10 protein-coding genes are annotated in these 12,674 nt (G+C 35.5%); 4 read left to right on the top strand and 6 right to left on the bottom strand.

The genetic code is table 11. The features are described from left to right. Positions 1–70: 70 nt before the first annotated feature. Positions 71–1,783 (bottom strand): helix-turn-helix domain-containing protein, encoded by a 1,713-nt coding sequence (locus AA089_RS06815; protein WP_082113221.1) that lies wholly within the window; start codon positions 1,781–1,783, stop codon positions 71–73. Between the two features lie 203 nt (positions 1,784–1,986). Here AA089_RS06815 and AA089_RS06810 point away from each other — a divergent pair, with 203 nt between their 5' ends. From AA089_RS06810 to AA089_RS06795, 4 genes are all read left to right on the top strand, one after another. After that, positions 1,987–4,752 carry an outer membrane beta-barrel protein gene (locus AA089_RS06810; RefSeq protein ID WP_046756181.1) on the top strand — a complete coding sequence of 922 codons (2,766 nt, stop codon included), beginning with the start codon at positions 1,987–1,989 and terminating at the stop codon, positions 4,750–4,752. Positions 4,753–4,880: 128 nt separating this feature from the next. Continuing rightward, positions 4,881–5,450, top strand: a complete 570-nt coding sequence (locus AA089_RS06805) for a hypothetical protein (protein ID WP_046756180.1) — start codon at positions 4,881–4,883, stop codon at positions 5,448–5,450. Between the two features lie 114 nt (positions 5,451–5,564). Then, on the top strand, positions 5,565–6,473 hold the full coding sequence (locus tag AA089_RS06800) for a hypothetical protein (RefSeq protein WP_046756179.1): 909 nt from the start codon (positions 5,565–5,567) through the stop codon (positions 6,471–6,473). 90 nt (positions 6,474–6,563) lie between these two features. Beyond that, positions 6,564–8,987 carry a T9SS type B sorting domain-containing protein gene (locus tag AA089_RS06795; protein WP_046756178.1) on the top strand — a complete coding sequence of 808 codons (2,424 nt, stop codon included), beginning with the start codon at positions 6,564–6,566 and terminating at the stop codon, positions 8,985–8,987. Positions 8,988–9,164: 177 nt separating this feature from the next. Here the strand turns inward: AA089_RS06795 and AA089_RS06790 are convergent, their stop codons facing one another. Genes AA089_RS06790 through AA089_RS06770 form a run of 5 tightly spaced genes read right to left on the bottom strand, consistent with a single transcriptional unit; the run spans position 9,165 to position 12,419 of the window. Continuing rightward, positions 9,165–9,998 (bottom strand): TPM domain-containing protein, encoded by an 834-nt coding sequence (locus AA089_RS06790; protein WP_046756177.1) that lies wholly within the window; start codon positions 9,996–9,998, stop codon positions 9,165–9,167. After that, positions 9,998–10,438 (bottom strand): TPM domain-containing protein, encoded by a 441-nt coding sequence (locus tag AA089_RS06785; RefSeq protein ID WP_046756176.1) that lies wholly within the window; start codon positions 10,436–10,438, stop codon positions 9,998–10,000. Before AA089_RS06785 ends, AA089_RS06790 begins: the two co-directional genes overlap by 1 nt. Positions 10,439–10,452: 14 nt before the next feature. Beyond that, positions 10,453–11,061 (bottom strand): LemA family protein, encoded by a 609-nt coding sequence (locus tag AA089_RS06780; RefSeq protein WP_046756175.1) that lies wholly within the window; start codon positions 11,059–11,061, stop codon positions 10,453–10,455. A 48-nt stretch (positions 11,062–11,109) separates the two neighbouring features. Beyond that, positions 11,110–11,439 carry a MerR family transcriptional regulator gene (locus tag AA089_RS06775; RefSeq protein WP_046756174.1) on the bottom strand — a complete coding sequence of 110 codons (330 nt, stop codon included), beginning with the start codon at positions 11,437–11,439 and terminating at the stop codon, positions 11,110–11,112. Further along, positions 11,439–12,419, bottom strand: coding sequence for a M23 family metallopeptidase (locus AA089_RS06770; protein ID WP_046756173.1), 981 nt, complete (start codon positions 12,417–12,419; stop codon positions 11,439–11,441). The genes AA089_RS06775 and AA089_RS06770 overlap by 1 nt, the downstream gene beginning before the upstream one ends. Between the last annotated feature and the right edge of the window lie 255 nt (positions 12,420–12,674).

Genomic DNA, 12,674 nt, shown 5'->3' with positions numbered 1-12,674 from the left:
CAAATGTATTAGTTCTACCTATAAAATAAGAAGTCTACCAGTGCCTATTTATAAATGCGCCACCAATAATTTACTGAGACAATGCATCTGAATCTATATTTTTAATATAATACGAAGGGTAAATTCCTGTATTCTTTTTAAAAGCTCTCGAAAATGATTTTGCACTCTTAAAACCGCATTCCTCAGCTACAGATGCAATTGCATACGCTCTAAATCGTTTCTCGTTTTTCAAGCGTTTCAATGCATATGAAATACGTAAATTGACCAAATATTCGGTGTAACTTTTCTTTTTGTGCGTATTAATAATCTTTGATAAATAACTCGTATTTGTAGCCAATTCTTGTGCCAAAAACGACAATGTACAATCAGGATTTACAAATAAAATGCTTTGTTCAAAATTGTCTAATGCTTTCAAAATTGTTTCCGTTTGTGCTTCCGAAACCTGTGTTGTGGGCGAACGCTTAGCAGTTGTACTTTCAGCTTCTGCTAATTTGGCGACTATTTTTTCAAATTGTTCTCTATTCAAACGTTCTTTTCTCCTAAAAAACACAAAACTACCAATTAAAATAACAACTAAAAGTAATGCTAAAACAGTCCAAAGATCCTTTGAATTCGAGGTTTGTTGCAACTCTTTTTGTAATTGTTTAGACTTCTCTTTCAGCTGCGGAACATCATATTTAGTGTCTAACGTATACTGTAACGCAGCTCTTTTAGAATAGGTTGAAGTAGTATATTCAATGGCTAGTTGTGCATATGTCAACGCCTTTTTAAAATCATTTTTCTGCTCGTAGCTTTCGGACAACAATGCATACGTATTTGGATACACAAATAATTTAGTCGTATCTGTTAAGTGTTTGATGTTTTTTTGAAAATAATAAATAGCCGAATCTGATTGTTGCTGCGCCAAAAACACCATTCCTTTAAAATGATATACAGATTTTAGTCGTTCGTTCAATCCGATTTCAGAAGCTGTTTTTTCCGCTTTCGCGAGATAATACAAAGCTTCCTCATATGCCTTATTTGTATATGAAGCAATGCCTAATAAATTTGTCAAATACGCAACATCTTTTTTATTCTGCTCAGCAACTGCAAGTTTTAAGCCTTTTTGACCAAAAAAAGTAGCAGAATCTAACAACATTTCTGAAGTCGGATGTACAGAATATTTTTTAAAATACACATTGCTCAAACTCTTCAAAATAGAAACCTTTACGTCATACGGAATCGTTTCATCCGTATATGTCATATTGTACAAAGTTCGATACTTTTGCAAGGCAACCGCTTTATTATCGATCATAAAATACAAAGCGGCAATCTTGTGTTCTACGGTAATCATTAACAATGAATCTTTCTGCTGTTTGGCTATTGCTAATGCTTTCAGGTAAAAATCAAGTGCGGTATCATACTCTTTCTCTTTATAATAAAAAACAAATCCTTTTCGTTCGTACGCTTTTCCAAGTAAAACTGAACTTTTCGAGTTGGCAACCAATGAAATTGCACGATCAACATATTCAAATGCTTTCGCAGTAGTTCCATAAAATGTTTCATGTCTGCATGCTACCAAAAGGGAAGAAACACGCTGTTCTAAGCTTGTGGCTTTCACTAACATTTCATCAAGATATACAGTGGCATCCACAGGATTTGTATTCTTGTAAAAATGATATTTCGTTTGCAATTTGTCAAAAGAATACGTAGCCAAACTGTCCGTTTGTAGCTCATTATCTTTTGAGAATAATTGTATAGAACACAAGCAACATAGAGCAACTAAAAAAACAAATTTTGTCATAAATTGATACAAATTAGGGCATGAAGATAAAACACAAAAGTAGCCAATACGCAAACGCAACTAAAAAAGCTTCAACAATGCAAAACAACTAAAATCAGATTTTAAGATTTAAAAAAATACTTTTAAGATTATTTTAATAATAAATCATCATTTTTTGTGTTTGTTTGTGTGACAAACCGATTACCATCACTCAAAAAACCAACATGAATAAACCATTTACTGTATTACTGATACTTCTTATCAGTTTATGTGCTACCAAACTTACGGCACAAGAATTTGAAGTCAAAGGAAAAATCATTGACGAAACAACAAAAACTCCGTTAGAATCTGCCACTGTATATTTAGAATCTATAAAAGATACGACGCTAATTACATACACCATTAGTGACAAAAATGGTGTATTTGAAATGTTAACGCGCACTAAATTGAAAGAAGTAAACCTATTGGTAACATTCAACGGATTTCAAACATACAAGAAAAAAATTAGCCTAAACAAACCTGTAATTCAAGTGCCAACTATTGCAATGAAACCTGCGTCAAACGAATTGGATGCGGTGCAATTGGTTGCTGTACGTGCGCCAATTACCATAAAAAAAGATACCTTAGAGTTTAATGCAGATTCCTTTAAAGCCAGACCAGATGCTACTGTGGAAGATTTAATTAAAAAATTGCCAGGTGTTGAGGTCGATAGTGAAGGAAAAATAACGGTAAACGGTAAAGAAGTCAACAAAATATTAGTCAACGGGAAACCATTCTTTGGAAACGATCCTAGCATTGCTACAAAAAATCTTACCAAAGAAATTGTTGATAAAATTCAAGTAACAACCACCAAAAGTGAATCGCAAGAATTCACAGGAAAACAAGGAACTTCCGAAGAACAAACCATTAATATTGAACTCAAAGAAGATCAAAACAAAGGATTTTTTGGACGCGCAACAGTCAGTGGCGGAACCGATGAACGCTATGCTTTAAGTGGTATTTGGAACTACTTTAACGACAAGCAACGCGTTAGTGTATTGGCAAGTAAAAACAATATTAATAGTTCAGGTTTTAGTTTTGATGAAATTTACGACATGATGGGAAATGCTGGCGGTGTTTCGTGGAGTGGAAATGGTTCCTTTTCGGTAGGCGGACTTAACTTTGGTGGCGGACAAGGAATTACAACATCATCAAATGCAGGCGCAAGTTTTGTAGATGAATATGAAGATAAAACCGAAATATTAGCAGATTACTTCTTTTCGCGCGCCGATTCGGAAAACGAAAGCAAAGTAGAGCGTGAAAACATTTTGCCCGATGGAAGTTTCTTTACCAATTCGACAACAACTTCACTCAACGTAAATGACAGTCATAGAGCTACCGCAGAATTGCAATTTCAAATCGATTCGACATTTAAAGTAGTCGTAGCGCCAAGTTTCAGATTTACGGAAGGCGAAAACTTTTCTTCAAGCACGGAAGAATCATCTGATGAAGATGATAACATACTCAACCGAGGAAATTCGCAAAACAGAACAGATTCTGAACGTAGAAACTTTGGAAGCGATATTGATATCATTAAAAAATTTGGAAGCAAAGGTTCTTATGTAAGTTTCAATATCTCGAACGGAATCATCAATAATACTTCAGAGAACTTTCTTAATACGAGCAACGAAATATTTGGCACAACGCCGTCTTCCGAAACTAGAGATCAGCTGACAGATACTGATTCCAAACAAAACAATATCACAACAGAAGTAGAATATAGAATTCCATTAAAAGAAAAACTCTTCTTAGATATCAATTACGAATTTAGCAACCGACGCGAACGCAACGATCGAAAAGTATTCGATTTTGACAATACGACGAATCAATATGATGATTTTAATGAAACGTTGAGTTCCGATTTAAAAGTGAACTTTCTAACACATTTGCCAAGAATTGGTATCAATTACGAAACAGAAAAATTATACCTAAGTTTCAATACTGGAATTCGCTTTTCGGAACTAAAAAATGAAGAATTCATCCAAAATACTTCCATAACTTCAAACTTTACCGATATCAACATTAATACATATATGCGTTATCGAATCAAGCAAGGGATGAGTGTTTCGGTAAACTACAATACACGAACGCAAGCGCCGAGCGCACAACAATTGCAACCTGTTGCCAATGTTAGCAATCCACTAAACATTACGATTGGTAATCCAAACCTGAATCGCGAATTTACACACAACATATACGCGAATTTCAATAACTATGATTTTAAAAGTAAAAGTGGATTTTTTGTGTGGCTTTCTACAACACTTACGGAAGATAGAATTGTGCCAATTTCAACAACAGATGAAAACCGAATCAGAACGACAACCTTTACCAATGTTGATGGTGTATTAAGAGCAAGCGGAGGCGTTTCATACAGTAAAACCATCAAACGTGATAGCTCATCAATCCGTTTCAGAACAGGAATTTATAACAATTATAACAAAGAATTTAACTTTAGTAATGGTGTAAAATTTGCAACCAAACGAAATGCGTTAACACCAAGAATAAGTGTGAACTACAACTACAAAGAACTGCTAGAAATAGAGCCGCGATATTCACTAGAATTAAATACGACAAAATACACCTTAGATAACTTTGATGATGAAACCTTTCAAACACACAATGTAGGACTGAGAACAACGACATTTTGGCCAAAGAAAGTTGTATTTGGAAATGACTTGCGTTATACGTACAGAACCAATGTAGCGCCAGGATTTGAACGAAGTGCACTCTTTTGGAATATGAGTTTGGGACTCAAAATATTAGACGATAGAGGCACTATAAAACTAACGGCGTACGATTTATTAGATCAAAATATCAACACACGTAGATCGGTTACGGCTGACTTTATTCAAGATTCACAAAGTACCGTATTGCAACGATATTTCATGCTAGGTTTTACCTATAAACTTAACAAAGTTGGTGGTAAAAAAGGCGGTATGAAATTTATGTAAATGTATAGTACACTATATAAGGAAAGCTTTTGAAAAACATTCAAGAGCTTTTTTTATGGAATAGAGTTTGTATATTCGTTATGAAATGTAACCGAATTAAAAAACAATCGTCACATAAAAAAATAATAATGAAAACTTCGCTAAAACCTTTATTGTATAGCTTTATAATGCTCATTTCGTGTGTAAGTATTGCACAAAACAAAAACTATCAATTAGAAACCCAATACATGAATTGTATGTATGGCATCTTTGAAGACAATGGAGTAAAACTTCAAAAATTAATCAAAAAAGCGGAACAACAACTTATAGATACAAAACTGCTAAAAGATACAAGCGGCGAAAGTTACATAGCACTTTTCCAAAACATTGAAGAAGCGGTAAAAGGCAATATGGGAAATCTTGAAATCAGCGATTACGTGATCAAAGGTATGAGTAACAACAAAAAAATAAAGGAATACATGGAATGTATGAACGGACTTATGGAATCTGCTGAATTCAAAGAGTCAAAACTGAGCAAATTCATACAACTATCTTCTTCAGGAAATAACAATCCTGACCTAAAAACACTTGCCAATAAATTACTTGCCATTTTTGAACCAAAAGACTTTTCAAACGATTTTTACAAATACCTTACGTTTTCATTCTTAGACAAGTTTAACAAAGCAAACAAAACTGGAGTAAACGCTTCAAAAGGATAAATTAGCTACGTTTACTGTGAAAAACATTAAATGACTTTTTAAACACAACAATTCATCATAAAAATACTTTCTTATAACTTACAAACTATATATCTTTAAGTAAATAAATTGCTTATGAAAATAGTTCGTTTCTCTTGTTTCTTTATCTTTTTGCTAAATGTTGTCATGCTGAATGCACAAGCAAACGATTATTCTTTTGAAGATGCACACATGAAATGCTATGAAGACAACTTTAAAGACAAAGGTGTTGCGCTTCGTGAATTTGTAACTAAGGCAGAAGCATTGCTGTCGGAAGCCAATATCTTAAAAGGAATCAGTGGAGAAAGCTACCTATACTTTCTAAAAAATAGCGGAACCTATACAAGCATCGATTACAAAAATCTGAAGTTTATAAACTTTGTGATGGCGCAACTTTCTGCCAAGAAGTTTGATATCAAAGCCTTTAAAGCTTGTACAGAAACAGTGAAGCAACAAGAAGGTTTTCAAAATTCCAACATGTATCAAGTAGAAGAAACGCTCAAACAAATAAAAACCGCCAACAATGTACAGGATGTGACGAAAAAAGTAGCAAAACTTCTCACACCAACAGATCTTGAACACATATATTACAGATTGAGAATCATCAACTTTTTAGAACTCAATGGCAGTAAAAGTATAAAACCACCTAATGAAAATATAGCGTTAAGTGAAACAGAATTAAGAAGCGCATTAAAAATTCACATAAAAGCACAAGATGAAATCATCGTTCATGGCAAAGCAGTTTCATTTGGAGAATTGCTACAAGAAGTTAAAAAATATATGCAAAAAAGTTCAACAGATGCGCTCATTGCGTTGAAAGTAAAACAAGGCATTTCCAAACAATTCATACAAGCGATAAAGCAACAAATATCAAAAACAATTGACGAATTGCAAAAAGAACTTTCACTAGAAAAATTCCAGCGCTCTTTCAATCAACTAACAGAAGCAGAACAGCAAGAAATCCTAAAAGTCTATCCAAAAAAGATAGTTCGCGCAAATTTCTAACAAACTACAACGTTGTAGTTGTTAAAATAAGATCATCAAGTTCGTACACACCAAAAAAATACCTAATTTTAAAGGTATACTCAGTTCAACATGCGCAGTTTTTACTCATCCATACTAACATATTTGCTACTCTTAGCAACACTAACTGCGTATGCGCAAAATACTCCACCAACGATTACGGCAACAGGCGATCAACAATTTTGTGGAGATGCGCCAATGAATATTATCACGAGTGTTTCAATCACAGATCCTGATCCGACAGATACTACTTTACCAATCATATACATTCAAATATCAGAAGGATATTCCAACGGAAATGATGTATTATCACTCACAGGAACACATCCAAATATCAACGCCTTTTGGACACCAGCCTTAGGACGATTGGCACTCGTTGGTCCGGCAACATTTGCAGAATATGAAGCTGCAATAGCTGATGTTGTTTTCGAAACCACACAAACAATCTTTACAGAAGACAAATTTTTCTCCATCAACTTAGGAGATGCAAATTACTTACCATCTACAGGACATTACTATTTCTATGTGCAAAACACTGGAATTTCATGGACAGAAGCACGCGATTTAGCAGCTACGCAAACCTACTTTGGATTGCAAGGATATCTCGCCACATTGACCACTGAAGAAGAAGCAGACTTAGCAGGTTCGCAAAGTTCAGGTACAGGTTGGATTGGCGCCTCAGATATAGGACAAGAAGGAATATGGCAATGGGTTACAGGACCAGAAGCTGGAACCGTTTTTTGGATCGGTGAAGTTGGTGGAACGCCACAAAATGGACTTTACACATTTTGGAATTCTGGCGAACCCAATAACTTTGGAGGCGAACACTATGCACACATTACCGATCCAAGTATTGGCTCTTTAGGTTCTTGGAACGACTTGCCAAATGTAGGTTCTACAGATCCAAACAATCCATATCATCCGCAAGGATACATCATTGAATATGGTGGAATGCCTGGCGAACCTACCATAAATTTATCGGCAAGTACACGAATTGAAACACCAAAATCAACCATTACAGAAGGCGCAAGTTGCGATGAAGATACCATGACATTAAGTGTAGATACGAATGCTGACAGTATATTATGGTTCGATTCGGAAACGGCAACAACGCCAATTCACAGTGGAGCGAGTTATACAATTTCTGTAACACAAACAACAACGTTATGGGTGTTGCCAGCATTCTCTGGATGTACTGGCGGCGCACGAAGTCCTATCACAGCAACCATTTATGGGTTGCCCGATACGGAAGACATTACCATTGTGCAATGCGGATCAACAAGTGGAACAACAATATTCAATCTATTTGAATATTCGCAAGAAGTTGCCGCAGGAGTTTTAGCAGATCGGCAAGTTCGCTATTATGAAGATAGTGCGCTTACGCAAGAAATAACAACAAGTGCATACACAAATCTTTCAAATCCGCAAACCGTATATGCAGAAGTAACCGATTTGATTTTTGGTTGTGTAAATACTGCCGAAGTTACACTAGAAGTAAGTTTAAATACAGTAAATAATGCAAGCTTACATACCTGTGATGCAGAAGAAGAAATCGGTTTGGCACCTTTTGATCTGTCACTAGCTGACGCACAAATTTTGAATGGTTTGCCTTCGGGAACAACGGTAAATTACTATGAAACATTGCAAGATGCATTGTTATTAATGAATCCGTTAGGAACCAATTTTACCAATACAGAAGCCTATTCGCAAACTATTTATGCACGTGTAGAACGCAATGGCGAATGTTATGGAATCGGAGAAGTCATGCTAAGTGTGATCAATTTGCCAAACATTCCAACTTCGGAAACGGAATACTATTGCGTGAACTTTACGCCACAGTTGATAACGCTTCAAAGCGGAATTACTTCAAACTTTAGTGACTATACATTTCTTTGGTCTACGGGAGAAACCACACCAGAAATCCAAGTCAATCAATTAGGAAATTACACCGTTGAAGTAACACGAATTGGCGGTTGTTCAAAAATAAATACAATTTCAGTACAACCTTCTGACATTGCTACCATAAACGCAATTGAAATCAACGACATTTCCGATAACAATGTTGTAACAGTTTTAGTTTCTGGTTTGGGCGATTATGTATTTGCGTTAGACAATCCAAATGGTATCTATCAAGAATCAAATGTATTTGAAAATGTGGGCGCAGGTTTTCACACCGTGTATATAAAAGATATTAAAAACAATTGTGGCATTGTAAATGAAGAAATCGCCGTAATCGGTTACCCGAGATTTTTCACACCAAACAATGATGGCGTAAATGATACATGGCAAATAAAAGGAATCTCAGATGTGTTTCAGGCAAATTCACAAGTATATATCTACGATCGTTTTGGGAAACTTCTCAGAATATTAATCAATTCAGAAGATGCTTGGAATGGAATGATCAATGGTGCTAAAATGCCATCTAGCGACTATTGGTTTTCAGTTCAACTTGAAGATGGAAGAAACTTTACAGGACATTTTACGTTAAAAAGATAAGATCTAGTATTGAGCTATGAGAATTGAGTAGTTAGAAGTTTTGATAGTTTAGATTCCAACATTCTAGCAAAAAGGTATTAGGGAATAGGCATTAGGGATTAGTAAATAAACTTGCGAACCTACTAATATTCTAAGAGCAAAGCGTGACTAACAATCTAACAGCAAAGCGCATCCAAACTACCAACTTCCACCAGCGCCACCGCCGCTAAATCCGCCACCGCCAAAGCCGCCACCGCCGAATCCACCGCCACCAAAGCCGCCACTGCTTCCAGAACCAGAGCCAAAACTTCCACGTCCCATATTACTCAAAATAATAATATCTAATAAATCGCTTCCCGTGCTACGACGTCCGCCACCGTGATTGCCACCGCCGCCATTACGTTTATTATTGGCTAAAATAGAGATTAGAATGATAAAAAATATAATCAGGAAAAAAACAACTCCAGCAGGAATTCCGTCGCTGTTACTATTACTTCTGTCACGTTTTCGAGTATTTTTAAACTCGCCTCTCAATACTTCAAAAATACTTTCAATTCCAGCGTCTAATCCGCTCGTATAATCATTTCGTTTAAAGTGTGGAATGATTCTATTACGTACAATTTGACCTGTAATTCCTGCGGTTAATTTGTTTTCGGCACCATATCCTGGAGAAATCCATATTCTACGTTCTTTTTGTGCCAACAGGATAATCACACCATTGTCTTTTTCTGCTTGTCCAATTCCCCATTTATGTCCCCATTCAGGTGTTAGCATACCAATACTTTCGCCTTTAAGCGATTCAATAATAACAACTACAATTTGCGTGGATGTACTATCGGCATAATGTGTAAGTTTGGCTTTTAAATACGCATTATCGTCAATTGGAAGCAAATTTGCATAATCATATACAAACTTTTGATCTTTATCTGCGGGTTTTGGAGGAATGGTATATTGTGCATGCGCAACATTCAAGAAAAATATTCCTAACAGCACAAACAAGAAACGTGTATGTATTTTAGAGATGATCCGCATTAGCTTTTTGAAATTTCGTTAGGCAATTCGTCTTCATGCGTATCAATATCCCATGGAAAGTGTTGCTGTAATTCTATGCCAGCTTTCAAAACACCTTCTATCAAGCCTTGTTTAAAATTTCCTTGCCTAAAGTGCTTGCTCATAATATCGCGTGTGCTATTCCAAAAATCGTTTGGAACCACATTATTAATACCTTCATCGCCGTAAATTACAAATGATTTATCAGCGACAGCGACGTAAATGAGCACGCCATTTTGAAGCCGTGTATTATCCATCTTAAGCAAGTGAAATACTTCCAAAGCACGATCAAAATGATCAGCATCTGTATGTGCTTCAATGTGTACTCTGATTTCGCCAGAAGTACTTCGCTCTGCTTTTCTGATGGCAGCTATGATTTCCTGCTCTTCTTGAACAGAAAGGAAATCTTCTACGTTAGACATGTGTTATTTTTTAATTACTTTTTATCTGGTCTGAGTCCGCTAGTATCTACTTTTTTATCAGCTCCAGGATCTGCTTTAAAGCGTTGCATTTCTTTAAATCCAAACCAACCTGCTAAAATTTTATTAGGGAATTTGGTCGTATAAATGTCATATATGTTTACCTTGTCGTTAAAGCGTTTTCGAGCGGTTCTAATTGAGTTTTCGGTACTTGCTAACTCATCTTGAAGCTTTAAAAAGTTTTCGTTAGATTTTAATTCAGGATAGCGTTCTACCGAAACTAATAATTTACTCAAAGCACCTGAAAGTCCAGCTTGTGCTTGTTGAAATTGTGCCATATTTTCTGGCGTCAAATTGCTAGCATCTATTGTTGTTGAGGTTGCTTTGGCTCTGGCTTCAATGACTTCGGTTAATGTTGTACGTTCATATTCGGCAGCGCCTTTTACAACATCAATTAAGTTGCCTATTAAATCACTTCTACGTTGGTATTCGCTTTCGACATTTGACCAAGCTGTTTTTGCATTTGCTTCATATTCAACAGCAGTATTGTTAAAACCAACGGCCCATTGATAAATTCCAAAGGCGATAAGTCCAACAATGATTAAAGGGATTAACCATTTCTTCATAATTATTCAGGTTTATTTATTAGTATAGTGTTATTATTGATGTAAACGTTACAGATTGTCCTTGATTTTCACAAGTTCAGCTCTTATTTGCTGTAATTTACGAATAATCTCAAAATTGGAAAGTGTTTTTTTCTTTTCTTCCTTTAAATGAACTTTTGCGCCGTCAAGTGTGAAGCCGCGTTCTTTAACCAAGTGGTAAATAAGTTCTAAATTTTTAATGTCTTGTTGCGTAAACTTACGATTGCCTTTTGCATTCTTTTTAGGCTGAATCACATCAAATTCTTTTTCCCAAAAACGTATCAAAGAAGCGTTTACGTCAAAAGCTTTGGCAACTTCGCCAATACTGTAATATAATTTTTCAGGTAAATCGACATGCATTAGTCTAGCGATTGATTTTGCTTGGAAGCATTTAACAATAACTCTTCAAATTCTTCCGCAGATAAATTTCCGTAATAGAAGTTGATCGGATTTATTTTATCGCCATTCTTGCGAATTTCATAATGTAAATGTGGTGCTTGCGATCGTCCTGTACTTCCTACAAAACCAATTAAATCCCCACGTTTTACTTTTTTTCCTTTGCGTACATTGTACTTGCTTAAATGTGCGTACAATGAAACATATCCATAACCGTGATCAATGCGAATATGCTTTCCAAAACCAGAAGCCGAATTGTCTGCTCTAACAACAACGCCATCTCCTGAAGCGTACACAGGCGTTCCTCTTGGCGCAGTAAAATCCATTCCCCAATGCATTTTTCGGGCTTTCGTAAACGGATCATTTCGCCAGCCGTAACCAGAAGCCATACGTGTTAAATCTTCATTGTTAACAGGTTGAATGGCAGGAATAGACGCTAAAAACTCTTCTTTATCTTCTGCTAATTTGGCAATTTCATCTAACGATTTTGACTGTACAACTAACTGTTTTTGTAGAATTTCTAAGCGTTTTGTCGTTTCAACAATCAAATCGGAGTTTTCATAATTGTACAACGCTTCATATCTATTTACACCACCAAAACCTGCTTTTCGTTGTTCTTCAGGAATCGGATTTGCTTCAAAATACAATCTGTAAATAGTATTATCGCGTTCTTCAATATTGGTAAGAACAGCTTCTGCTTGCGCTATTTTTTTATTCAATAAATCGTACTGAAACTGCATATTTGCCAATTCACGTTTCAATGATTTCTCTCTTGGTGTTTCAATTGCAGTATCAAAAATAAAGAGTGAAGAAGTTAATAAAATTGTACACAAAGCAACTGCAGCGACAAACAAAATAGCATACCCAATTTTGCGTCCGCGTTTCGTTTCAATCTTTCGATATGACAGTGTTTCTGAATCGTAATAATATTTTACCTTACTCATTCCCTAAATTATGCTATTTTTGCACAAATTATCTATAAATTCATTACATAGATAATCTGTAAAGCGAACAAATATAGCTATTGTTTTACAGTTTTTAAGAATTTTAAAGTAGGTTAAGATAAATTTATGAATCAACCATGAAATATCTTACAGCAACAATAATAAAGTATAACACATACAACGAGCGTGCTTAAAATGGTATTCTTTTTAAGAGAAAAACGAATAGCAAACAGCATACAAACGTTGAAGACAATA

It is taken from the genome of Kordia jejudonensis (assembly GCF_001005315.1).
Lineage (GTDB): Bacteria > Bacteroidota > Bacteroidia > Flavobacteriales > Flavobacteriaceae > Kordia > Kordia jejudonensis.
Note: the sequence above shows the minus strand (reverse complement) of the source record. Positions and strands in the feature narration are given on the sequence as shown.